Raw genomic sequence first — 23,208 nt, forward strand, 5'->3', positions numbered from 1 at the left:
AATCTCCCTATTCGCTGCTAAAGCCGCGGCGCGGCGCCGAGGCACACGAGCGCGAATTGCGCCGCGAGCATCAGCACGGTGGCGATCTGCCATCCGCTTCCTGCCGCGCGCATTCCGCGCTCCCATGTCCACACCCCCAGAGCCAGCGTGGCGAGCCCGCAGATGATGATCGTGACCCACCCCGATTGCCCCAGCAGCATCAGGAACAACACCGTAAGAATCACCATCTGCATCAGGAAGGCAGCAGCAAACCACGCGATCGGAATCGGGCGGTAGCTGGCATCGGGGATGTGCCAATCGGGCAAGGCGCTGTCGGGACGCGAGATGCGGCGCTCGCCCGCGTAGATGTCCTCCTCGCGGGGGTTGGGATACTCGTTGTCAGGCATCGATCAGATCGCGGTCGATCTCGCCCGCGCGGTTCTGGATGAAGTTGAAACGGTGTTCCGGGTTGCGGCCCATCAGCTCGTCCACCAGACGCGCAACGCCCGCCCGGTCCTCGAATTCCTGCGGCAGGGTGATGCGGATCAGACCGCGCGTTTCGGGCGCCATGGTCGTCTCGCGCAATTGCTGCGGGTTCATTTCGCCGAGGCCCTTGAACCGGCTGACTTCGACCTTCTTGCCCTTGAACACCGTCGCTTCCAGCTCGGCCCGGTGGGCGTCGTCGCGGGCATAGCGGCTCTCCTTGCCTGCGGTCAGGCGGTAGAGCGGAGGCTGAGCGAGGAACAGGTGCCCCCGCTTCACGAGATCGGGCATTTCCTGAAAGAAAAAAGTCATCAAGAGCGTCGCGATATGCGCGCCGTCGACATCCGCGTCGGTCATGATGATGATGCGGTCATAGCGCAGATTGTCGGCGTTGCAGTCCTTTCGGGTGCCGCAGCCGAGTGCCAGCGCGAGGTCGGCGATTTCGCTGTTGGCGCGGATCTTGTCTGCGGTGGCGCTGGCGACGTTGAGGATCTTGCCGCGGATCGGCAGGATCGCCTGCGATTTGCGATCCCGCGCCTGCTTGGCGCTGCCGCCTGCCGAATCGCCTTCGACGATGAACAATTCGGTCTCGCGCCCGCCTTCGCCGCTGCAGTCGGTGAGCTTGCCGGGCAGGCGCAGCTTCTTGGCGTTCGTCGCGGTCTTGCGCTTGATCTCGCGTTCTTGCTTGCGCTTCAGACGCTCGTCCATGCGCTCCATCACCTCGCCGAGCAGCGCCTTGCCGCGCTCCATATTGTCGGTGAGGAAGTGGTCGAAGTGGTCGCGCACCGCGTTCTCGACCAGTCGCGCGGCCTCAGGCGAGGTCAGGCGGTCCTTGGTCTGCGACTGGAACTGCGGATCACGGATGAAGACTGAGAGCATCACCTCGCCGCCGGTCATGACGTCATCGGCGGTGATGTCCTTGGCCTTCTTGGCGCCGACCAGCTCGCCGAAAGCCCTGAGGCCACGGGTCAGGGCGCTGCGAAGGCCCTGTTCATGCGTGCCGCCATCGGGGGTGGGAACGGTGTTGCAGTACCAGCTGGTCGCTCCGTCCGAATAGAGCGGCCAGGCAATCGCCCACTCGACCCGGCCTTGACCCACGCCGTCGATCTCGGGGAAATCCTGCGATCCGGCAAAGGGCTGGGCTGTCACGCATTCACGCCCGCCGATCTGTTCGGCGAGGTGATCGGCGAGGCCGCCGGGGAACTTGAACACGGCCTCGGCGGGCACCTCTTCGCTGGCGAGCAAGGGCGCGCATTTCCAGCGGATCTCGACGCCTGCGAACAGATAGGCCTTCGAGCGCGCCAGCTTGAACAGGCGCTTGGGGTTGAAGCTGCGCTCGCCGAATATCTCGGGGTCGGGGGTGAAGCTGACCGTGGTGCCGCGCCGGTTGGGCGTCGCGCCGAGGCTCTGGATCGCCCCCAGCGTCGCCCCGCGCGCAAACTCCTGCGCATAGAGCTGTTTGTCGCGCGCGACCTCAACCCGGGTGTGGCTGGAGAGCGCATTGACGACGCTGATCCCCACGCCGTGCAGACCGCCGCTGGTGGCATAGGCTTTCCCTGAGAACTTCCCGCCCGAGTGCAGCGTCGAGAGGATCACCTCAAGCGTCGACTTGCCCGGGAACTTGGGATGCTCGTCGACCGGGATACCGCGGCCATTGTCGGCGATGCTCAGGCGGTTGCCTTCGTCGAGCCGCACTTCGATCCGCGTCGCATGGCCCGCGACGGCTTCGTCCATCGCATTGTCGAGCACTTCGGCGGCGAGGTGGTGATAGGCGCGGTCATCCGTGCCGCCGATATACATGCCGGGGCGGCGGCGGACGGGCTCCAGCCCTTCGAGCACTTCGATGGCGGAGGCATTGTAGTCCCCGCTCGATGTCGGGGTGTTGGCGAAGAGATCGTCGGAGGTGGGATCGGACATACCGCGGACTATAGGCCCGCGCCGCGCAGCCTCACAAGCCACCCCCGGTGCTTTTACTCACTTCCCGAAGCCGGTCGGTGCAGGGTCGACCGGATTGACCGCGCCGCCCTTGATCTCGCGCACTTCGAGCGCCCGCTCGATCACGCCATTGCGACCGAAGCGAAAGGCCCCGTCGACCCCGAGGAAGCCGCCCTTGTCGTAAAGCTCGGCCTTGGGGAAGGGCGTGCCGACCTTCCAGTCGCGCGCGACGCGCAGGGTCAGCAGCACGGCGTCATAGCCCAGCGTCGCAACGCGGTAGGGCTGCGCGCCGAAGCGGGCGGTGTAGCTGTCGGCAAAGCGGCTGAAGCGCTGGTCCGACACGGCGGCGAACAGCGCGCCCTCCATCGCCGGGGCGCGGGTGAGGGACGCCTCGCCGCTCCACAGCTCGGTGCCGAGGATGCGGGTGCGTTTGCGCAGGCCGCGCTGCAACTCCGCTGCCGCATCGAGCCCGAGCCGCGCGCTGTCCGCGATCAGCACGGTGTCGAACCCGCCTGCGCTCCGCATCCGCCCGGCAGCGCTGACGATCGAAGTGTTGCCCCGCGCGTAATTCTCGCGCCGCACCAGCGATCCGCCGTAATCAGCGAGCGCATTTTCGAGCGCGGAATAGGCGCGGGTGCCGTAGTCGCCCTCAGGCACGAGGACGCCAAAGCGCGCTGCGCCGCGTCCGCGTGCGAAAGCAACCGCGCGGCGGATCGATTGTTCGGGCATATGGCCGATCACGAAGACATCGGGCCCGGCGACGGCGGGATCATTGACGAAGGCGATCACCGGCACGCCTGCGGGGCGCGCGGCGGCCTGCACGGCGGGCACGGCATCGGCGCTGAGGGGGCCGAGGATCAGCTTGTTGCCATCGGCAATCGCCTTCTGTGCCGCCCCGCCGATCCCGGCGGAGGTATCATAGGTGGTGATGCGCAGGTTCTCTGCGCCGGTATCGAGCAGTGCCATGGTGGTGGCGTTGGCGATCGCCTGTCCGACCGGGCCGGTATCCCCGCTCATCGGTACCAGCAGCGCGATGCGGTGGCGGTTCCTGTCGGTCGGCAATGCGGTGGCCGAAGGCTCGGGCGCAGGGCCGGGCGGAGGTGCGCTGGTGGGCGCGTCGCTCTTGGGGATCACCGCGCAGGCCCCGGTCATCAGCGCCGCACCTGCCAGCGCCAGATGGCGCCCGCGTATCTGCCGTGCCGCTGCCGCCAGCCATGCGGCCCAATTCGTCCGATTCCAAAGCTTCATTCTTGCCGACCCCTCAGCCGTGCGCCATGGACAGGCCTGTGAGACCGATGGCGCTTCCAACCCTTCCCGCGTGGGAACCCATAGCCGGGCTGTATATCGTTGCGACCCCGATTGGCAATCTTGGCGACATAACGCTGCGCGCGCTCGCTGTGTTGCAAGGTGCCGCGCTGATCGCCTGCGAGGATACGCGGGTAACGGGTAAGCTGCTGAATCTCTACGGGATCAAGGCGCGGCTCCAGCGGCTCGACGATCACGCCCCGCCGGAAGTGCGCGCGCGAGTGATCGACGAAGCGAGGCAGGCGGCGGTCGTGCTGGTGAGCGATGCGGGCACGCCGCTGATCTCCGATCCGGGCTATCGTCTGGTTCGCGAGGCGCGCGCGGCGGGCATCACCGTCACCAGCATTCCGGGGCCCTGCGCCGCCGTTTCGGCCTTGGCAATGGCGGGATTGCCGAGTGACCGCTTCCTGTTTGCAGGCTTCTTGCCGGTCAAGGACAAGGCCCGGCGCGAGATGCTGGAGGGGCTCGCCGACGTCGCCGGAACGCTGGTGTTCTACGAAACCGCACCGCGGCTCGAACGCTCCTTGCTGGCCATTGCCGAGCTGTGGCCGACCCGCGAGGTCGCGGTCGCCCGCGAGCTGACCAAGTTGCACGAGGAATGTCGCACGGGCACCGCGGCGGCGCTCGCTAAACATTACGCCGCGCATCCTCCCAAGGGCGAGATCGTGTTGCTGATCGGCCCGCCGGGCGAGGACGAGGCTCCGGTGCACGACACCGACGCCCTGCTGCGCGCGGCGCTGGCCGAGGCAGGGCCGGGCAAAGCAGCGGGGATCGTCGCCAAGGAGACCGGCATCGACCGCGCGGCGCTCTATGCTCGCGCGCTGGAGCTGAAAGGCGGATGACCGGCGCCCGGACCTCCGAACAGCGCCGCGATGCCGACAGCCGCGGCCGTCAGGGTGAGGCCGAGGCGGCGATGTTCCTCGCCCAAGCCGGGTGGCGGATCGTTGCCGAGCGGGTGAAGACCAAGGCGGGCGAGATCGACCTGATCGCCAAGCGCACGGGCCTCGTCGCCTTCGTCGAAGTCAAATGGCGCGCCCGCGCGGCGAGCCTTGCCGACGCGATAGACGAACGCCGTCTCGCGCGCGTCGCCGCGGCGGTCGAGATTGTGTGGCAGGACTATGCGAGCCAAGGCGAGGATATCCGCATCGACGTCATCCTGCTTGCGCCCGGCACCAAGCCGACCCACATCGAAAACGCCTGGATGCCTTTCGGCTGATCCCTCGGAGCTTAATCAATGACCTTGCGCATCGCCGTCCAGATGGACCCCCTCGACCGGATCAACATCGCCGGGGACAGCTCTTTCGCGCTGATGCTGGCGGCGCAGGCGCGGGGCTACACTGTGTACGAATACCACGTCGAAAGCCTGACGCTGGACGAGGATGACCGCCTCTTCGCTCACGCCTTCCCGGTGAAGGTGCAGCGCGTCGAAGGCGATCACTTCACCCGCGGGGAGCAGATGCGGCTCGATCTCGGCAAGGACGTCGATGTGGTGCTGATGCGGCAGGATCCGCCGTTCCACATGGGCTACATCACCGCCACCCACATGCTGGAGCGGATCGGGCACGAGACGCTGGTGGTCAACGACCCGGCCAATGTCCGCAATTCCCCTGAAAAGGTCATGGTGCTGAACTATCGCCAATTCATGCCGCCGACGCTGGTGACACGCTCGGTCGACGAGGTGCGCCGCTTCATGGCCAAGCATGGCGCGATCGTGGTGAAGCCGATCCACGGCAATGGCGGCAAGGCGATCTTCCGCATCGGCGAGAATGGCGAAAACCTCACCGCGCTGTTTGAGGTGTTCAATCAGGCCTGGCCCGAACCGCACATGGTCCAGCCCTTCCTTCCCGAGGTCGCGCAGGGCGACAAGCGCATCGTGCTGATCGACGGCGAGGTCGCAGGCGCGATCAACCGCATTCCGGGCGAGGGCGAGTTCCGCAGCAACCTCGCCATGGGCGGCTCCGCACAGGCGACCGATCTTAGCCAGCGCGAACAGGAAATCTGCGCGGCGCTCGGCCCGGATCTGAAACGGCTCGGCCTGACCTTCGTTGGCATCGACGTGATCGGCGGTAAATGGCTGACCGAGATCAACGTGACTTCGCCCACCGGCATCGTGGCGATTGACCGTTTCAACAACACTGATACGGCGGGGATGATCTGGGACGCGATCGAACGGCGCCTTGCCGAACGCAGCGCTTAATCCTGACCCGCCTCTTCACAACGGACAGCTCGACTTCTCATGACCGACTTTCTGCTCGAACTGCTCGACAAGGGCGGATACCTCGGCATCTTCCTGCTGATGATGGCCGAAAACGTGTTTCCGCCGATCCCGTCGGAGGTGATCATGGGCGGGGCGGGGGTGCTCGTTGCCAAGGGCCAGATGACCTTCGGCACGGTCTGGGTCGTCGCCACGCTGGGCACGGTGGCGGGCAATCTGTTCTGGTACTGGATCGGCGTGCGCTGGAGCGAGGAACAGCTCAAGCGCATCATCGACCGTTGGGGCCGCTGGCTGACCTTCGAATGGGACGAGTTCACCAAGGCGCGGAACATCTTCCGCAAATATGGCGACGGGATCGTCTTCGCGCTGCGATTCTCGCCGATCCTGCGCACCATCGTATCGCTGCCGGCGGGGCTTGCGCACATGAAGCTGTGGCGGTTCTGCCTGTTTACCTTTCTCGGCTCGGGGATCTGGAACGCAATTCTGATCTTCGGCGGCAAGGCGCTGGAACCGCTGATCGAGCGGTTTGAGACAGTCGCTGGCTACGGCGTGGTCGCCTTTGTGCTCGCTGGGGTGGCGTTCTACATCTACCGGGTGGTGACGTGGAAGCCGGTCAAGGCGCACGAAAACGGCGAGTAAGTTCGCCCGCGCGCCTCAGCCTCTGGGATGCGCCTTGCGGTAATTGTCGAGCAGGCTCGCCGCATCGACGCGGGTGTAGATCTGGGTCGAGCCCAATGACGCGTGGCCGAGCAATTCCTGCAAGCTTCTGAGATCGGCTCCGGCGCTCAGCAGGTGGGTGGCAAAAGAGTGCCGCAGCGCATGGGGCGTCGCCGTGTCGGGCAGTCCGAGCGCGCGCCGCGCCTGCGCCATCGCGCGCTGCACCATCCCCGGCGACAGCGGCCCGCCCTTCGCGCCCCGGAACAGCGGTTCTGTGGCGGGCAGGGGGAAGGGGCACACCCTGGCATATTCCGCCACGGCCGCGCGCGTGATTGGCAGCACCGGCACGACGCGCTGCTTGCCGCCCTTGCCGGTCACTTGCAGCACCTCGCCCATCGCCGCATCACGGCCCGTAAGCGAGAGCGCCTCAGCAATCCGCAGGCCCGATCCATACATCAGCAGCAGCACCGCCCGATCGCGCGCGCCGATCCAATCGTCGGCGGCAAGGCCATCGACTAGCTCGGTGAGGTTCACCGCCTCGTCCGGGGTGACGGGGCGGGGGAGGCCCTTCTTGATCCGGGGCCCGCGCAGCCGCGGCGCGGCAGGATCGGGGTCGCCCGATTGCGCGCGCGCGAAGGCGATAAAGGCCTTGAGCGCCGATAATTCGCGCGCGGTGCTGGCGTTGCCGAGACCCTCGGCGCGGCGCTGCGCGAGATGCGCGCGCAGGTGATGTGCCTCTATCCGCGCTGCGCCCGCCCAGTCCTCGCACTCGCGCGCCGCCACCAACCGCGCGGCTGCCGCGACATAGGCCCGCACCGTGTGGGGCGAGCGGCGGCGGTTGTCGGCGAGATGTGCGCGCCACGCTTCGAGCAGGTCGGCGCCGCTCACGCCGCCACCAGCGTGTCGGCCACCACCTCGCCGAGCAGCGCGTCGAGCACCCCGCGCCCTTGTGGAGCGACGCCGATCCGCGTGCCTTGTGCCCACATCATCCCGAGATTTGCGAAGCGTTGAAGCGCTTCCTCGTCGACCAGACCGGCTCGCGGGAGGGTGAAGCGGGCGGACAATGCAGCGAGGTCGATACCTTCCGTCAGTCGCAGTCCCATCAGCAGTGCCTCGGTCGCCTGCTCGGGCACGGTCAAGGCGCGCGCCTCGACGATGCCGTCGCCCTGCCGCGCGACGGCGGCGAGGAAGTTCTCGGGCTTCTTGTGCCGCACCGTCGCCACGCCGCCACGCCGTCCATGCGCGCCAGGGCCGATCCCGGCGTAATCCTGATAACGCCAATAGACGAGGTTGTGGCGGCTTTCCTCGCCGGGGCGCGCATGGTTGCTGGTTTCGTAGGCGGGAAGGCCCGCAGCTCCGGTGAGCGCCTGCGTGATGTCGAACAATTCGGCCGCCGCATCGTCATCGAGCGGAACAAGCCGCCCCCGGCGCACGTCGCTGGCAAAGCGCGTCCCCGGCTCGATCGTCAGCTGGTAGAGCGACATATGCCCCGTGCCGAAGCCCAGCGCGCGGGTCAGACGCTGCTCCCACAGCTCTGGCGTATGGCCGGGCAGGGCGTAGATCATGTCGAAACTGACGCGTGCGAAATGCGCCTGCGCGGTCGCCAGCCCGGCGAGTGCCTCGTCGGCGCCGTGCAAGCGCCCGAGGAACGCGAGCTCCGCATCGTCGAGCGATTGCACACCCAGCGACACCCGGTTGATCCCTGCGCTTGCGAGCGCCGCGAAATTCGCCGCCTCGACCGACGAAGGATTGGCCTCGAGCGTTATCTCGATACCGGGATCGAAGCCCCACAAGGCTTCCGCCTCGGCCAGCAGCGCGGCGACGAGGGCGGGGGGCATCAGCGAGGGCGTGCCGCCGCCGAAGAAGATCGATGTCAGCGTCTCGCCGCCAGCCACCGCAGCCTCGGCGCGCATGTCGGCGATCAGCGCGGCCTGCCACCCTGCAACATCCACGCCCGCGCGGACATGCGAGTTGAAGTCGCAATAGGGGCATTTCTTCGCGCAGAAGGGCCAATGAATGTAGAGCGCACGCGCCACGGATCGCCTCTTCAGCCCCGCTTAACCACTGGTGCATAGACAAGCTTCATGCGCACTTCCCGTTCGATGTTCCGCCTGGCCCGGCTGACCGCTGCCGCACTGCTTATGACAGCCGCGCCTGCCGTGCCGCAAGGCTCCCCGCAAGATCCGCGTCCGCTTTATCCTGCCGAGCAGGAATGGCTCGCGCGCCATAATGATGCGCGCGCCGAGGTCGGGCTCGGCAAGCTGCGCTGGAATCACGCGCTGATGCGCGATGCGCAGGATTGGGCCGAACAGCTCGCTGCGCGCGGGGTCTTCCGGCACCATCCCGATCTCATCGCCATGGGACAGGGGGAGAACCTCTGGCAAGGCACGCGGGCGACCTATGCGCCTTCGCAGATGATCGAATTGTTCATCGACGAAAAGCGTATGTTCCGCCCGGGCACCTTCCCCGATGTCTCGACCACCGGGCGCTGGAGCGATGTCGGGCACTACACCCAGATCATCTGGCCCGAAACGCAGGAAGTCGGCTGCGCCACAGCGGTCAATGCCCGCAACGAGGTGCTGGTGTGCCGCTATTGGCCCGCTGGCAACCGGATGGGCACCGTCCTCGATCCGGGGGGCAGGTTGGCGCGGCGCTGAGCGATCCTCAGCCGAATTGCGCCGCAACCAGCTTCGCAAAGGCATCGGCGCGGTGGCTGATCGCGTGCTTTGCCTCGGGTGCGATCTCGGCGAAGGTCTGCGCGGCGCCGGTCGGCACGAACACCGGATCATAGCCGAACCCCAGCGTCCCGCGCGGCGGCCAGGTGAGGCTGCCGTCGCAGCGTCCCTCGTAGACCGCATAGTCTCCATCGGGCCACGCCAACGCCAGAACGCAATGGAACGCCGCCGCGCGGTCAACATCAGGCCCCAGCTCGGCGAGCACCCCCTCGACCTTGCCCATCGCCATATACCAGTCGCGGCCCGGAGGCCCTTCGAACCATTGCCGCTCGGCCCAGTCGGCGGTGTAAACACCGGGCCGCCCACCGAGCGCCGCGACGCTGAGTCCGCTGTCGTCCGCCAGCGCCGCCAACCCCGAAGCCTCCGCCGCCGCGCGCGCCTTGATCAGCGCGTTCTGCGCGAAGGTGGTGCCGGTCTCGGCAGGCTCCGGCAGGCCGAGCGATCCGGCAGAGATGCACTTCACCCCATAGGGGTCGAGCAGTGCGCTGATTTCCTTGAGCTTGCCCGCATTGTGCGTGGCGATCACAAGGCTGCCGGAGCCAAGCTTTCTCATTTGCGACGCTTGCCTTTGCTGGAGAGTCCGTAATCGACCAAGTGCTGCCGGATGAAGTCCACCCGGTCCCGCCCGATGGCCTGTTTCGGCAGGATATAGGCCAGTTCTCCCGTGGGATGGATGGCCAGAATTCGGTCGTTTTCATCCCACATGAGCACATCACTCCAAGCCATCGCGACATGCCCAGAGGCCTGAGTGATCGCAAACCCCTCGCCCGTCAGGGACAGGGTCATCTCCTCACGGATCAGGGCATAGTCGCGAAATGCTCGGGCAGCCTTTCGCGGGATGGTCACATAGCGTGCGAAGAGCGCAAAAGTGGGCACAATGACAAGGGCGGTGACCGCTGCCGAATAACCAGCTTCTGGCAGGCCCAAAGGCACTGCGACCACAAAGACCAGAGCAACCACTATTGCCATGAACATCGCGAAGCGAGGCAATGCGCGCTTTTGGAACATCCGCATGAGCGTGATGTGATCGGCCTCACTGATGCGATAGGCAACCGGCTCCATCACCGCGCTCCGGTGGCATCCAACTGCGCCGCAAAGATCCTGTCGCAGCCGATGCGGGCGAGGCGCAGCAGGCGCAGCAGCGCTTCCTCGTCATAGGTCGCTCCCTCGGCGGTGGCCTGCACCTCGGCGATCTTGCCGCCCGAGAGCAGCACGAAATTACCATCGGCTTCGGCGTTCGAATCCTCGTCGTAGTCGAGGTCGAGCACCGGAGTGCCCTTGAAGATGCCGCAGGAAATGCCCGCGACCTGCGCCGCAATCGGATCGTGCTTGATATCGCCCGATGCCATCAGGCCATTGATCGCCAGACGCAGCGCGATCCACGCGCCCGAGATTGCTGCCGTGCGCGTTCCTCCGTCGGCCTGGATCACGTCGCAATCCAATGTGATTTGCCGCTCGCCGAGCTTCTGGAGATCGACCACGGCGCGTAAGGAACGCCCGATGAGCCGCTGAATTTCCTGCGTGCGACCCGATTGCTTGCCCTTGGCTGCCTCGCGCTGCCCCCGGGTGTGGGTGGCGCGCGGGAGCATCGAATACTCCCCCGTCACCCAGCCTTCGCCCTTGCCGCGCAGCCACGGCGGCACGCCCTTTTCGACGCTCGCGGTGCATAGCACCTTGGTGTCGCCGAAGCCGATCAGGCACGATCCTTCCGCATGCTTGGTGAAACCGGTCTCGATCGTGATGGCGCGCATTTCATCGGGCGCGCGTCCTGAAGGGCGCATGCTTGTCTCCACTTGGAATGAGCCCCGGCCCTAGCTACCATGCTGCCCGTGAGCAAAGCCAAATTCATCGTCGGAGCAATTGCGTTTGTGGCGATCGGCGGGACGACAGCGGGCTTCGCCTACGACGTTGCCACGGACGAATGCGCACGGGCGCCCGATGGCACCTTTCACTGGGACTTGCTGGGCGAGGGTTACGCCCACTTCATCGACAGCGATGCCGCGTGCGACCCCTGGCAAGTGGTTGCTCCCGATTCGGATCTTGTTTCGATCACCATCGGTTTCACGAGTGGCTGGGGTTTCGAACCTTCGCGGCAGGTCAGGATCGAGTCGGACGGGACCATCGCTGTGCTCGAACCGACCGACGAGATGGGATTCAAGACACGCGAGATCGCACGCGGGAATGATCCGGCGCTCGCCAGAGAACTGCTCGGCAGCCTTTCGCAGTTCACGCGTTACAACCGCGTGCCCGAGAAGCTGCCGGAGGGCGCTGATCTTTCCGACCCACAGACCTTTCTGGCTGCTCCCGTCATAAGCTGTACGGGAATGATCTATGATGCCGGATCGGTCAGCATCCAATTCGATCTGCGCGAGCGCGCCAATCAGGCGGTGATGTTCGATCCTTCGTGCGCTTCCATCGCCTCGTCACGGGCAAGGGATGCTCTCTACGAGGCGCATAAAAAGGGCTTCGAGGCAGCAGGTTTCACAGGGGACATGTATACAGAGAGCAGGGAGGGCACATGAGATGACCTCGCTCCCCGTCACCGAACTGACCGAGCGCGCGCGCGAGATTTTTCGGCGCGTGGTCGAGGGTTATATCGAGAGCGGTCAGCCGGTCGGCTCCAAGACGCTGGCGTCGGACGGCACGCTCAACCTCTCGCCTGCTTCGATCCGGTCGGTTCTGGCCGATCTGGAAATGGCAGGCCTGCTCGCCGCGCCGCATACCAGCGCCGGGCGGATGCCGACCGATGCGGGCCTGCGCATCTTCGTCGACGGGATGATGCGCGTCGCCGAGCCCACGGCGCAGCAACAGGCGGCGATCGAGGCGCGGCTCGCCGAAGCGGGGCCGGTCGAGGCGGCGATCAAGCAGGCCTCGGCGATCCTCTCCGACCTCTCGGGCGCGGCGGGCATGGTGCTGGTCGCCCCGCGCGAACAGCGTCTGGCGCAGTTCAATCTGGTTGATCTCGGGCAGGGTAGGGCGCTCGCGGTGCTGGTGGGAGAGGATGGCGGGGTCGAGAACCGCATCCTCACCATTGGCGGTGCGCTCAGCCCCGGCGCGCTTGATCGGGCATCGAACTATATCACCGCGCGTCTTGCCGGTCGCACGCTGGCGGAGGCCGCGCTGGCGATGCGATCCGAAATCAACGCGGGCAAGTCGCAGCTCGACGATGCAAGCCGCGATCTGGTCGAACGCGGGCTGGCGGTGTGGAGCGAGGATGCCGCCGCGCGCCCCGTGCTGATCGTGCGCGGCGCGGCCAACCTGCTCGACGAGGCAGCGCTCGGCGATATCGAGCGGGTGCGGATGCTGCTCGAAGACCTCGAAAACAAGCAATCGGTCGCCGAACTGCTCGACACCGCGCGCGAGGCCGATGCGACCCGCATCTTCATCGGCAGCGAGAACCGCCTCTTCGCGCTTTCGGGATCCAGCGTGATCGCCTCACCCTATCGCGACCGCGAGGGAAGGGTGGTCGGCGTGCTTGGCGTGATCGGCCCGACCCGGTTGAATTACGCCCGCGTAGTCCCCATGGTGGATTTGACCGCCCGTTCGCTGGGCAAGCTCATCGCTTGAATGGAAAGCCAAACCGACATGACCGAGAATGAAAAGCCGCTGGATCAGGCGGTTGAAGACGAATTGAAGGGCGTGCCCGAGCATCTGCGCGAGGGCGGCGATACGGATGACAATATCGCCGAGGCGCTCGAATCGCTGCGCCGCGATCTGGAGACCGCCAAGCAGGAGGTGCTCTACGCGCAGGCCGAAACGCAGAACGTGCGCCGCCGCCTCGAGCGCGAGAAGGACGAAGCGCGCGCTTATGCCGCGACCGGCTTTGCGCGCGATATCCTGAGCGTGGCCGACAACCTCGCCCGCGCGGTGCAGGCGATCCCCGAAGCCTTGCGCGGTGACGACAGCATGAAGGGCCTCGTGGTTGGTCTCGAAGCCACCCAGCGCGAGCTGGAAAAGGTCTTCGCCAGCCACGGCATCACCCGCATCGCCGCGGTCGGCCTGCCGCTCGACCCCAACCAGCATCAGGCGATGCTGGAAGTGCCGACCACGGATCACGAGCCGGGCACGGTGGTCTCGGAAATGCAGGCCGGGTGGATGATCAAGGAACGCCTGCTGCGCGCCGCGATGGTAGCGGTGGCGAAGAAGCCGGACTAAGCCCGAAAAGGCAGGCCCGAAAAAGGCAGGATCGCTTCATAAGCGGCGAGCGAAGGCGCGCCCGCAACACGCGCCCCGTTACGCATCAGAAAGGCGTGCTTCACGATCTCGGCCTGCTGTTCGATCCCGTAGCGTTCCAGCGGCCAGCCCGGTTTCAGAGCATAATCGTACCGACACCATGGATGGCGGCGCATCACCAGATACCAGCGCCCGCGCGTCTGGGCCTGCCAGACGTGCACCATTTCGTGAATGAAATGGGCTTGCAGCGATAGCGATGCTGCGGCGAAATCGTCGCAATAGTGGTGCGCGTCAGGGTGAAAATGCAGGTGCCCCATCGGCGCCATGGTTACGCGTCGCGGATGCAGGGGAAAAAACTTGCGCCGCTTTATCCGCACCGGCGCATAGTCGATCGCATCGCCGAACACTGAGGCCGCGAGTGCGATCTCGCCCGGCGTCAGGGGCCGTTCCCCGCCGACCGGGCAGGCGGCGGCGATATCCTGCGGTCCGGTTGGCGAAGGCTTCAGCGCTCGTCCCCGGCGGCCTTGACCGGCGCGTCGACCGTGGCCGCAGTGCCGTCCGACAGGGTCAGCGTCACCTTCGCGGTGCCCCCCGCCTTCAGCGCATCGGAAGGCTGCATCGCCATGACGTGCAGCCCGCCCGGCGCAAAGCTCACCGGCGCATCCTTGGCGAGCGGTACGTCGTCCGCCATCGTCATCTCCATCTTGCCCGCGCTTTCGGCATAGTCGTGGATCATCGTTATCCCTGCGCCTTCGACCGTCACTTCGGTGAGGGTTACCGGCGTCTCGCCCGCGTAGGAAAGATCGAAATAGACCGCGGCGGGATTGCCCGCCACCGGCGCCATCACCACGCGCGCATTGCTGACGGTCAGGCTCCCCGCTGCCGCAGCGGTCGTCTCGCCTGCCGGGGGTGCCTCGGCCGCGTCGGAGCAGCCGGCCAAAGCCATGGCACCTGCGGACAGAACAATCGCCGCAGCGGCGTGTCGGATCGTGTTCACTCTGAATGTCTCCCTTGTGGAATGGCCGCAAAACTAGGGGGCCGCGTCTCTTGTGCCAAGCAAAACCACACCTATATCGCGCTCACAATCGAGCCGCCAAAGCGCTCTGCCCGGTTCGGGGGAGCGCCCCTCGCGGTGTCCAACAATTGTCCAGATGGATGGGGTAAAAATGGCTAAAGTTATCGGTATCGACCTCGGCACCACCAATTCCTGCGTCGCTGTCATGGACGGCGGCAAGCCCAAGGTCATCGAAAATTCGGAAGGCGCGCGCACCACGCCCTCGATCGTCGCCTTCACCAAGGATGGCCAGCGCCTGATCGGGCAGCCGGCCAAGCGTCAGGCGGTGACCAACCCCGACAACACCCTGTTCGCGATCAAGCGCCTGATCGGTCGCCGGTTCGAAGACCCGCTGACCAAGAAGGACATGGAGCTCGTCCCCTACAAGATCACCAAGGGCAAGAACGGCGATGCCTGGGTGAACGCGGGCGGGGAAGACTACAGCCCCTCGCAGATTTCCGCCTTCATCCTCCAGAAGATGAAGGAAACCGCCGAGAGCTATCTCGGCGAAACCGTGACGCAGGCCGTCATCACCGTGCCCGCCTATTTCAACGACGCCCAGCGTCAGGCGACCAAGGATGCCGGCCAGATCGCCGGTCTTGAAGTGCTGCGCATCATCAACGAGCCGACTGCGGCCGCGCTCGCCTATGGCATGGACAAGGAAGACGGCAAGACCATCGCCGTCTATGACCTTGGCGGCGGCACCTTCGACGTCTCGATCCTTGAGATCGGTGACGGCGTGTTCGAAGTGAAGTCGACCAACGGCGACACCTTCCTCGGCGGTGAAGACTTCGACAACGCGATCGTCGAGTTCCTGGCCGATTCCTTCAAGAAGAAGGAAGGCATGGACCTGAAGACCGACAAGCTCGCGCTTCAGCGCCTCAAGGAAGCCGCCGAAAAGGCCAAGATCGAGCTTTCGAGTGCTGCCACCACCGAAATCAACCTGCCCTTCATTACCGCGCGCATGGAAGGTGGCAGCACCACTCCGCTGCACCTCGTGGAGACGATCACCCGCGCCGACCTCGAAAAGATGGTCGACGGGCTGATCCAGCGCACGCTCGATCCGTGCAAGAAGGCGCTGAAGGACGCGGGCATCTCGAAGGATCAGGTCGACGAGGTCATTCTCGTTGGCGGTATGACCCGTATGCCCCGCGTGCGTGAAGTGGTGGAGCAGTTCTTCGGTGCCAAGCCGCATACCGGCGTGAACCCCGATGAAGTCGTCGCCATGGGCGCGGCCATTCAGGCGGGCGTGTTGCAGGGCGACGTCAAGGACGTCCTGCTGCTCGACGTGACCCCGCTTTCGCTCGGCATCGAGACGCTGGGCGGCGTGTTCACTCGCATGATCGACCGCAACACCACCATCCCGACCAAGAAGACCCAGACCTACTCGACCGCCGAAGACAATCAGAACGCGGTGACGATCAAGGTCTATCAGGGCGAACGCGAGATGGCGGCGGACAACAAGCTGCTCGGCAATTTCGACCTGATCGGGATTCCGCCCGCTCCGCGAGGTGTGCCGCAGATCGAAGTGACCTTCGATATCGACGCTAACGGCATCGTGTCGGTCGCGGCGAAGGACAAGGGCACCGGCAAGGAGCAGACGATCAAGATCCAGGCCTCGGGCGGCTTGTCGGACAACGACATCGACCAAATGGTCAAGGATGCCGAAAAGTTCGCTGAAGAGGACAAGAAGCGCCGGGCTGCCGCAGAAGCGCGCAACCAGGCCGACAGCCTCGTCCACGCGACCGAAAAGCAGCTCGAAGAGCATGGCTCCAAGATCGACGCGGCCACCAAGACCGAGGTCGAGGAAGCCATCGCAGCGGTCAAGACCGCGCTTGAAGGCGGCGATGCCGATGACATCGGCGCCAAGGCGCAGGCGTTGACGCAATCGGCGATGAAGATGGGTCAGCAGATCTATGAAGCCCAGCAGGCCGCCGGGCCCGAGGGCGAAGCGGCTGCTGCCGAAGCGGCGCCGGAAGAAGAGGTCGTCGACGCCGAATTCTCCGAGGTCGACGAAGACAAGAAGGGCTAAGGCCCCGATGCAATCCAATTCGCAGCCGATGCGACCGGTTCCTGGTTCCGGCGCATCGGCTGCGGTTGGCCACGGGGAATAGGTCAAAATCATGTCCAGCGCCCAGCTCGATTACTACGCCACGCTCGAATGCGCCCGCGACGCCGACGGCGCGACGCTCAAGAGCGCCTATCGCAAGCTCGCAATGAAGTTTCACCCGGATCGCAATCCGGGCGATGCCACATGCGAGGCCAAGTTCAAGGCGATCAACGAGGCGTATGACTGCCTCAAGGACCCGCAGAAGCGCGCGGCCTATGATCGCTACGGGCATGAGGCCTTTACGCAGGGCATGAACGGCGGCGGGGGCGGTGGGCCCTTCGGTGGCGGGCGTGGGCCGGATGGCTTCGCCGATATCGGCGATATCTTCGAGACGATCTTCGGCGGCGCCTTCGGCGGCGGCGGCGGTCAGCGCGCGCAGACCCGCCGCGGGGCCGATCTTCGCTACGACATGCAGGTCACGCTCGAAGAGGCGTTCCACGGCAAGTCGACCGAAATCGAGATCGAAGTCAGCCAGTCATGCGACACCTGCGACGGCACCGGCGCGACACCTGGCACCTCCGAACGCCAATGCAACCTGTGCCACGGCATGGGGAGCGTGCGCGCCAAGCAGGGTCTGTTCGTGATTGAACGCCCGTGCCCGACCTGTTCGGGCCGCGGCACGGTGATCGAAAACCCCTGCCGCGCCTGCCGGGGCGAGGGCCGCGTGGACAAGGCCCAGACCTTGAAGGTGGATATCCCCACCGGGGTCGACACCGGCACCCGCATCCGCTTGTCCGGCAAGGGCGAGGCTGGCCAGCGCGGCGCGCCGGCGGGCGATCTCTACATTTTCCTTCATGTAAAGCCCCACCCCGTGTTCGAGCGCGAGGGCACCGCGCTGCTCACGCGCGTGCCGGTGAGCTTCACCACCGCGGCGCTGGGCGGCTGTGTCGAAATTCCCGATCTCGATGGCTCGACCAACCGGCTCGAAATTCCGGCCGGGATCCAGTCGGGCAAGCAGCTACGCGTGCGCGGCGCCGGGATGCCGGTGCTGCAAGGGCGCGGGCGGGGCGATCTGGTGGCGGAAATCGTGGTCGAAACGCCGACGAAGCTCAGCCGCCGCCAGAAGGAAATCCTCGAGGAATTCAAGGCCACCGAGACCGGTGACGAATGCCCCGAAAGCCGCGGTTTCTTCGACAAGCTGAAAGACGCCTTCGGGGGTTGAGGCGCGCGCGATGCTGCCCTCGCTCCTGATCGTCGACGATTTCCTCAAAGACCCGTGGGCCGCGCGCCGTGCCGCCCTGGCGCTGGACTACGATCCGGCGCGCCAGCACGGCAATTTTCCGGGGCTCAATTCTTCCACCGCGCTCGACACGGGCGCTGTCGATGAAGCGGTGTCGCGGCTGCTCAGCGTGAAACTCGGCCCCGCGCCCGGCACCCAGCACGGCCATTGCCGCCTCACCCGCAAGGCCGACAAGGGACGGAGCGGGGTGCATATCGACCCGGCGGCCTATTCGGGCATCCTCTACCTCTCGCGACCCGAGGACTGCGCGCGGCCCGATGCCGGGGGCACCGATTTCTTCCGCCACCGCCGCACCGGGCTCGAAGCCGTGCCGCAGGATCCGGTCAAAATCGCCGCCTCGGGCTACGGCGACATCAACGCGCTGGTCGAAGAAGTGGTGAACAAGGACACCGCCAGCCCCGCGAAATGGGAACGCACTCTGCGCATTCCCGCCCGGTTCAACCGGCTGCTGCTGTTCTCGCCATGGCAGTACCACAACGCTGCCCCCGGTTTCGGCACGACGCCGGAGGATGCGCGGCTAGTGATGCTGCTGTTCTTTGCTCCCCGGACATAGAGGCGCGCGCCTAGCCCATCCGCTCGCGCACCTCCATGCGCACCTGTTCGATCAGCCCGCGTTGACAGCGTCCGGCGATCTCCTCTTCCTCAAGGATGGCAAGAAACACCGCACGCTTTCCCGCAGCGATCGTCTCGGCCCGCAGCGCGCCCGTGGCGGTCGAGGCGACCAGATCGATCATCCGCTCCGCACCGTGGAGCCGCCCCCACAGGTAGTCGTTCTCGCGGTAGTCGCGGCTGAAGAAAGCGCCAAAATTGTAGAACTCGATCCCGCGCAAGGTCGCCGCGGTGCCGCCTTCGCGGATACTGAGCGCATCATCCGGGGAGATACGGTCGATCTTGACCGGGTTGTATTCGTCCAGCCCCTCGCGCCGGGAGAGGGGCAGGGTGGCGACGTCGTAGAAGGGGAAGCCGAGATAGGTCAGCAGCATCCGGCGTTTCAGATCCTTCGGCATGTCCTCCAGCGCGTCGATCAGCAGCTCTTCGGCGGCCAGATCGGTGGCGGGGAGAAGGCGCTCGGCGGCGAGGAAATCGAGCACCGCACCGGGATGCTGCACCGCGCCCACCGCCAATTCGCGAAAGGCGGGGGAATGCAGCACATCCTCGTCGGCGCGGCTGTAGAGCAAGAGGATTTCGTAGATCCGCTCCCGCGCACGGTCGAGCGCATCCTCGGAAATCGACGGATCGACCTGCCAGTCGCGCGCCAGTTTGCGAGCGAGCAATTGCAGGCGGCGCATGCGGAAGCCGGTGTCGTGGGCGCGGAAGAAGGCGATCGCAGCGGCAGTCGCGCCGCCTTGGGCATCGGTCAACTGATCCAGCCCGCGCGCCTCCAGCTCGCAGCGCAGCGCATGGATCAGCGGCACCGGATCGCCGCGCGAAGATGCGGCGGCTTTCAGAGTCAACCGGGCCAGTTGATCGAGGATCGCGTCGAACTTGGTCAGCGCATAGGCCCCGAAGGCATAGCCCGCTCGCTCGGCGGCGGCCTGCTGCGCTTTGGCGCGCCATCCCGCAAGCCGCTTGGGCGTGGGCCGGTCGAGCAGGAAGGTGAACCCGAACAGCTTCTCCACCGCGCGGTCGATGTCGGGCTGCAAATCCATGATGATCCGCTTCAGCCGCGCCGCATCGCGCGATTGCTGCTCGATCCGCTCCAGATCGTCGCGGATCGGCTGTTCGCGCGGAATGGTGGAGAGCGAGCCGAAGATCGCACCGAAGAACCCGATCTCGCGGGTGCGCGTGCCGGGCGCGGGGCCGGCGCCGTCGGGGCGCGGGTCGAGATAGACGAACCGCCGGTCGACCTCGCGTTGGGCCGGGCGGCCGTGGAGCGCCGAAAGCGCCGCGCCGAACGGCGCGTTGACCAGCACCGCCCCGTCGATCAGCGCGACCTCGTCCACCGTGCCGCGTGCGACATGGGCGGGCATGATCCGCGACAGGAAGGCCCCGCGCCCTGCCCAGTGATGGCCCTCGGCCGCCGCCAGCGCGTCGATCTCGGCGAGGGTGAGCGGCGGGAAGGCCCCCGGAAAGCTCGCCGTCGCGCGCGCAGCCAGCACCAGTTCGAGGCTGTCGGCCAGCCCCTGTTTGCCGGTCTCGCCCACGCGGGCCCGGAAAGTGATCGGCAGGCGATGCTCGGTCTCGTCGACCTGCAGCGGGGAATTGAGTCGCAAGGTTTCGGGATGGCCACGAAAATCGGTGGCGGTGACGACCAGATCGACCGGATAGCCCGTCGGCAGCAGTGGCACTCCGTCGCCTTCCTCGGCCATCTTGCAGAACGCCTCGTAAAGCATGGCCGAAAAGCGCGCGCCCGAAAATGGCGGGTTGAACCAGCGCCCGCGCACCAGACGCGAGACCTTGGCCCGCACCTCGGCGCGGGTTTCGAGCGAGACCGTGGCGCTCACCGCGTTTCCGGGGCGGGACAGGAACCATTCGGCGATCGGCTGCGCCCATAGCTTGCCATAGCGCCATCCCGGCTCGGCATCGGGATCGGTCAGCTCACTGACGTCGGCATTGGTGAGCCACAGGTCGGTAAGCGGCTCGAGCGAATGGCCGGCGTGGAGCGCCTGGGCGAGGAACACCGCGTTGATCCCGCCCGCGCTCGCCCCGGTGAGGATATCGGGCAGCACCCTGAGGCGCAGGCCCGACTCGCGTTCCAGCTCTCCCAGGAAATCGCGATAGGCCGCCGCCACGCCATCCAGCTGCACCGCTGCGGGATGGTGGAACGCGCGGCTGGCGCGGGCGAGGTGCCACACCTCCTTGGTGATGCCGTGCATATAGACCGCAAGGCTGACACCGCCGTAGCAGACAAGGGCAAGGCGCAGTTCCTTCTGGTGCATGCGTCTTGTCTAGCGGGGAAGACGCGACCAATGCAATTGCGTTCGTCATCTGTTCTCGATATGGGGTGCGGCTATGGCCAAGACGAAACGCCGTTACGTGTGTCAGGAATGCGGCAGCGTCTCGCACCGCTGGCAGGGACAATGCGCCGATTGCGCGCAGTGGAACACGCTGGTCGAGGATGTGCCTGCGACGGTGTTCTCGCAGAAGCACGACCTTTCGAGCGGAGGGCGCGCGGTCGCGTTCGAGCCGCTCAATGCGCCGACGAAGCTTCCGGTCAGGAAGTCCACGGGGATGGCCGAATTCGACCGCGCGCTGGGCGGCGGGCTGGTTCCGGGTTCCGCTGTGCTGCTGGGCGGCGACCCCGGCATCGGCAAGTCGACCCTGCTGCTGCAATGCGCCGCCACGATCGCGCGCGGCGGCAATGATGTAGTCTATGTCAGCGGCGAGGAAGCCGCCGGACAGGTGCGCCTGCGCGCAAGCCGCATGGGCGTGGCCGACGCGCCGATCCGGCTCGCCTCGGAAACCTCGGTGCGCGATATTCTGACGACCTTGGGGAACGGCGAGCCGCCCGCGTTGCTGGTGATCGATTCGATCCAGACCATGCATTCCGATACCATCGAGGGCGCGCCCGGCACCGTCAGCCAGGTGCGCGGCTGCGCGCTCGAACTGATCCGCTACGCCAAGGAGAGCGGCTGCGTGGTGGTGCTGGTCGGCCATGTCACCAAAGACGGGACAATCGCCGGGCCGCGCGTGCTCGAACACATGGTCGACGTAGTGATGAGTTTCGAGGGCGAACGCTCGCACCAGTATCGCATCCTGCGCGCGCTCAAGAACCGCTTCGGCGCGGTCGACGAGATCGGAGTCTTCGCGATGGCGACCGAGGGGCTGGAGGAGGTCGCCAACCCTTCTCTGCTGTTCCTGTCGGGGCGCGACACTCCGCTGGCGGGCAGCGCGGTGTTCCCGGCGCTGGAGGGCACGCGGCCCGTGCTGGTCGAAATCCAGGCACTGATCGTGCGGCTGCAATCGGGCGCGACCCCGCGCCGGGCGGTGGTCGGGTGGGACAATGGGCGGCTCGCCATGCTGCTCGCGGTGCTGGAATCGCGCTGCGGGCTGAATTTTTCCTCGGCGGAAGTCTATCTCAACATCGCCGGGGGCTACCGTCTGACCGACCCGGCGGCCGATCTGGCGGTGGCCGCCGCGCTTGTCTCAGCGTTGGCTGACCGGCCGCTGCCGGACAAGGCGGCGTGGTTCGGGGAGGTCAGCCTTGCGGGCGAGATTCGCCCCGTCGCCCACGCGCCATTGCGTCTGCGCGAGGCGGCCAAGCTCGGCTTTTCGCGCTGCTATGGTCCAGCAGGCGCGGCAACGGGTGACAGGTCCGCAGATTATCGCGGGCTTGCTGCGCTTGCGAACGTCGTTGACCAGGTGATGGGCAGCGCATAGATCACGTCTCTCATGGGCGGTCTCGATATCATCATTGCCATCATCGTCGGCGTCGCCGCGATCGGTGGGTTCATGCGCGGACTGGTGCAGGAGGTGCTGAGCCTTGCTGCCTGGGTGATGGCGGCCTTCGCCGTTCATTTTATGCACCCGGCGCTGACGCAGGGCTTGCGCACATTCTATCCGGTCGAACCGGCGGATTCGCTGCTCGCCTTCGTGCTGCTTCTGCTGATCCCCTATGCGGCGATGAAGGTCATTATCGGCACGGCCAGCGGCCCGTCGGACGGGGCCGTGCTGGGGCCGGTCGACCGGGTGCTGGGGTTCGGTTTCGGCGCGGTCAAGGGCGTGCTGATCGCGGTCTTCGCCTTTGCCTTGCTGGTGACCGGCTTCGATGACAGCTGGGGCTACAAGGGCCGCCCGCAATGGATCACGCAGGCGCGCACCTATGACGCCGCCGATCGCTTCTCGCGCCAATTGCTCCCGGCAATCGCTCAGCGTCGCGAACGGCTACGCAGCGAATCCGAACAGCAGGAGGCGGCCGCAGCGAGGGCGGGGCGCCTCGTCAAGTGAGCGCGCGCGTCTCGTCGAAGCTCTATTCACCCGAACTGCTTGGCCTTGCCACCGGCCTTGCCGACTTTCCCCTTACAAGCGATCTACCCCTGCGCGCCGAAGAGCGCTCGCGCACCTGCGGAAGCGTGATTGCGCTGGGGCTGGCGATCGACGATGATGGGCTTGTGTCTGCAGTCGGCATCAACATCAGCGCCTGCGCGATCGGGCAGGCCTCCGCCGCAGTGATGGCGCAGGCAATCAGGGGCGATAATCCGGGCCATGTCCGCCTGACCGCCACGGGGCTCGAGCGCTGGCTGGCGGGCGAGGGGGAGTTACCACTTTGGCCGAGCATTGCGGCGCTGACCCCCGCGCGCGACCATCCGGGCCGCCATGGGGCGCTGCTCTTGCCGTGGAAGGCCGCCAGCGCGGCGCTTTCGCAAGCCGCCTCCTGACGCT

The 23,208-nt window shown here is 66.2% G+C and carries 25 protein-coding genes; 14 read left to right on the forward strand and 11 right to left on the reverse strand.

Going from position 1 to position 23,208, the window contains the following annotated elements; translation table 11 throughout:
• Positions 1–17: 17 nt before the first annotated feature.
• From BZF59_RS06995 to BZF59_RS07005, 3 genes are read right to left on the reverse strand one after another with little or no spacing between them, the layout of a single operon-like run.
• A complete protein-coding gene (locus tag BZF59_RS06995) occupies positions 18–386 on the reverse strand; it encodes a hypothetical protein (protein ID WP_086607541.1) in 369 nt (122 codons plus the stop codon).
• Positions 379–2,379, reverse strand: a complete 2,001-nt coding sequence (parE, locus tag BZF59_RS07000) for a DNA topoisomerase IV subunit B (RefSeq protein WP_086607542.1) — start codon at positions 2,377–2,379, stop codon at positions 379–381. Before parE ends, BZF59_RS06995 begins: the two co-directional genes overlap by 8 nt.
• A 57-nt stretch (positions 2,380–2,436) precedes the next feature.
• On the reverse strand, positions 2,437–3,645 hold the full coding sequence (locus BZF59_RS07005; protein WP_086607543.1) for a penicillin-binding protein activator: 1,209 nt from the start codon (positions 3,643–3,645) through the stop codon (positions 2,437–2,439).
• Between the two features lie 47 nt (positions 3,646–3,692).
• Here BZF59_RS07005 and rsmI point away from each other — a divergent pair, with 47 nt between their 5' ends.
• From rsmI to BZF59_RS07025, 4 genes are read left to right on the forward strand one after another with little or no spacing between them, the layout of a single operon-like run.
• On the forward strand, positions 3,693–4,544 hold the full coding sequence (gene rsmI / locus BZF59_RS07010; RefSeq protein ID WP_086607544.1) for a 16S rRNA (cytidine(1402)-2'-O)-methyltransferase: 852 nt from the start codon (positions 3,693–3,695) through the stop codon (positions 4,542–4,544).
• Positions 4,541–4,918 carry a YraN family protein gene (locus tag BZF59_RS07015; RefSeq protein ID WP_086607545.1) on the forward strand — a complete coding sequence of 126 codons (378 nt, stop codon included), beginning with the start codon at positions 4,541–4,543 and terminating at the stop codon, positions 4,916–4,918. The genes rsmI and BZF59_RS07015 overlap by 4 nt, the downstream gene beginning before the upstream one ends.
• A gap of 18 nt (positions 4,919–4,936) precedes the next feature.
• Positions 4,937–5,899 (forward strand): glutathione synthase, encoded by a 963-nt coding sequence (gene gshB / locus BZF59_RS07020; RefSeq protein WP_086607546.1) that lies wholly within the window; start codon positions 4,937–4,939, stop codon positions 5,897–5,899.
• 39 nt (positions 5,900–5,938) lie between these two features.
• A complete protein-coding gene (locus BZF59_RS07025) occupies positions 5,939–6,556 on the forward strand; it encodes a DedA family protein (protein ID WP_086607547.1) in 618 nt (205 codons plus the stop codon).
• A 15-nt stretch (positions 6,557–6,571) separates the two neighbouring features.
• Here BZF59_RS07025 and BZF59_RS07030 read toward each other — a convergent pair whose 3' ends face one another.
• Both BZF59_RS07030 and hemW read right to left on the reverse strand, forming a co-directional pair.
• The gene (locus BZF59_RS07030) at positions 6,572–7,462 is read right to left on the reverse strand and encodes a tyrosine recombinase XerC (RefSeq protein ID WP_086607548.1); all 891 of its coding nucleotides are present in this window, start codon (positions 7,460–7,462) and stop codon (positions 6,572–6,574) included.
• Positions 7,459–8,610 (reverse strand): radical SAM family heme chaperone HemW, encoded by a 1,152-nt coding sequence (gene hemW, locus BZF59_RS07035; protein ID WP_086607549.1) that lies wholly within the window; start codon positions 8,608–8,610, stop codon positions 7,459–7,461. The genes BZF59_RS07030 and hemW overlap by 4 nt, the downstream gene beginning before the upstream one ends.
• Positions 8,611–8,676: 66 nt before the next feature.
• On the opposite strand from hemW, the gene BZF59_RS07040 reads away from it, so the two are divergent.
• Positions 8,677–9,231, forward strand: coding sequence for a CAP domain-containing protein (locus BZF59_RS07040; protein WP_086607550.1), 555 nt, complete (start codon positions 8,677–8,679; stop codon positions 9,229–9,231).
• Between the two features lie 7 nt (positions 9,232–9,238).
• On the opposite strand, the gene rdgB is transcribed toward BZF59_RS07040, so the two are convergent.
• The 3 genes from rdgB to rph are packed head-to-tail and all read right to left on the reverse strand — an operon-like array spanning position 9,239 to position 11,090.
• Positions 9,239–9,862: an RdgB/HAM1 family non-canonical purine NTP pyrophosphatase gene (gene rdgB / locus BZF59_RS07045; RefSeq protein WP_086607551.1), complete on the reverse strand. Its 624-nt coding sequence runs from the start codon at positions 9,860–9,862 to the stop codon at positions 9,239–9,241.
• Positions 9,859–10,371 carry a YcxB family protein gene (locus BZF59_RS07050; RefSeq protein ID WP_086607552.1) on the reverse strand — a complete coding sequence of 171 codons (513 nt, stop codon included), beginning with the start codon at positions 10,369–10,371 and terminating at the stop codon, positions 9,859–9,861. The genes rdgB and BZF59_RS07050 overlap by 4 nt, the downstream gene beginning before the upstream one ends.
• Positions 10,371–11,090, reverse strand: coding sequence for a ribonuclease PH (gene rph / locus BZF59_RS07055; protein WP_086607553.1), 720 nt, complete (start codon positions 11,088–11,090; stop codon positions 10,371–10,373). The genes BZF59_RS07050 and rph overlap by 1 nt, the downstream gene beginning before the upstream one ends.
• Positions 11,091–11,129: 39 nt before the next feature.
• Between rph and BZF59_RS07060 the strand changes: the two genes are divergently transcribed.
• The 3 genes from BZF59_RS07060 to BZF59_RS07070 are packed head-to-tail and all read left to right on the forward strand — an operon-like array spanning position 11,130 to position 13,464.
• Positions 11,130–11,831 carry a hypothetical protein gene (locus BZF59_RS07060; RefSeq protein WP_086607554.1) on the forward strand — a complete coding sequence of 234 codons (702 nt, stop codon included), beginning with the start codon at positions 11,130–11,132 and terminating at the stop codon, positions 11,829–11,831.
• Between the two features lies 1 nt (position 11,832).
• Positions 11,833–12,876 carry a heat-inducible transcriptional repressor HrcA gene (gene hrcA / locus BZF59_RS07065; protein ID WP_086607555.1) on the forward strand — a complete coding sequence of 348 codons (1,044 nt, stop codon included), beginning with the start codon at positions 11,833–11,835 and terminating at the stop codon, positions 12,874–12,876.
• Positions 12,877–13,464: a nucleotide exchange factor GrpE gene (locus tag BZF59_RS07070; protein ID WP_425429563.1), complete on the forward strand. Its 588-nt coding sequence runs from the start codon at positions 12,877–12,879 to the stop codon at positions 13,462–13,464.
• Here the strand turns inward: BZF59_RS07070 and BZF59_RS07075 are convergent.
• Complete coding sequence (locus BZF59_RS07075) at positions 13,461–13,889, reverse strand: vgr related protein (RefSeq protein ID WP_245806057.1); 429 nt, start codon at positions 13,887–13,889, stop codon at positions 13,461–13,463. The two genes, BZF59_RS07070 and BZF59_RS07075, sit on opposite strands and share 4 nt — an antisense overlap.
• Before the next feature lie 95 nt (positions 13,890–13,984).
• Positions 13,985–14,479 carry a copper chaperone PCu(A)C gene (locus BZF59_RS07080; RefSeq protein WP_143738121.1) on the reverse strand — a complete coding sequence of 165 codons (495 nt, stop codon included), beginning with the start codon at positions 14,477–14,479 and terminating at the stop codon, positions 13,985–13,987.
• 169 nt (positions 14,480–14,648) lie between these two features.
• Here BZF59_RS07080 and dnaK point away from each other — a divergent pair, with 169 nt between their 5' ends.
• The 3 genes from dnaK (at position 14,649) to BZF59_RS07095 (ending at position 18,439) form a co-directional block, all read left to right on the forward strand.
• On the forward strand, positions 14,649–16,568 hold the full coding sequence (gene dnaK / locus BZF59_RS07085; RefSeq protein ID WP_086607557.1) for a molecular chaperone DnaK: 1,920 nt from the start codon (positions 14,649–14,651) through the stop codon (positions 16,566–16,568).
• Positions 16,569–16,659: 91 nt separating this feature from the next.
• Positions 16,660–17,808, forward strand: coding sequence for a molecular chaperone DnaJ (dnaJ, locus tag BZF59_RS07090; protein ID WP_086607558.1), 1,149 nt, complete (start codon positions 16,660–16,662; stop codon positions 17,806–17,808).
• 10 nt (positions 17,809–17,818) lie between these two features.
• The gene (locus tag BZF59_RS07095) at positions 17,819–18,439 is read left to right on the forward strand and encodes a DUF6445 family protein (RefSeq protein WP_086607559.1); all 621 of its coding nucleotides are present in this window, start codon (positions 17,819–17,821) and stop codon (positions 18,437–18,439) included.
• 10 nt (positions 18,440–18,449) lie between these two features.
• Here BZF59_RS07095 and BZF59_RS07100 read toward each other — a convergent pair whose 3' ends face one another.
• Complete coding sequence (locus BZF59_RS07100; RefSeq protein ID WP_086607560.1) at positions 18,450–20,765, reverse strand: patatin-like protein; 2,316 nt, start codon at positions 20,763–20,765, stop codon at positions 18,450–18,452.
• Between the two features lie 73 nt (positions 20,766–20,838).
• Between BZF59_RS07100 and radA the strand changes: the two genes are divergently transcribed.
• Genes radA through BZF59_RS07115 form a run of 3 tightly spaced genes read left to right on the forward strand, consistent with a single transcriptional unit; the run spans position 20,839 to position 23,204 of the window.
• Entirely contained in the window at positions 20,839–22,206 is a 1,368-nt protein-coding gene (gene radA, locus BZF59_RS07105; protein WP_086607561.1) for a DNA repair protein RadA, read from the forward strand.
• A 12-nt stretch (positions 22,207–22,218) separates the two neighbouring features.
• The gene (locus BZF59_RS07110) at positions 22,219–22,773 is read left to right on the forward strand and encodes a CvpA family protein (RefSeq protein ID WP_086607562.1); all 555 of its coding nucleotides are present in this window, start codon (positions 22,219–22,221) and stop codon (positions 22,771–22,773) included.
• Positions 22,770–23,204 carry an iron-sulfur cluster assembly scaffold protein gene (locus BZF59_RS07115; RefSeq protein WP_211277363.1) on the forward strand — a complete coding sequence of 145 codons (435 nt, stop codon included), beginning with the start codon at positions 22,770–22,772 and terminating at the stop codon, positions 23,202–23,204. The genes BZF59_RS07110 and BZF59_RS07115 overlap by 4 nt, the downstream gene beginning before the upstream one ends.
• The last annotated feature ends 4 nt before the right edge of the window (positions 23,205–23,208 follow it).

This window comes from Erythrobacter donghaensis (assembly GCF_002155425.1).
Classification (GTDB): domain Bacteria; phylum Pseudomonadota; class Alphaproteobacteria; order Sphingomonadales; family Sphingomonadaceae; genus Erythrobacter; species Erythrobacter donghaensis.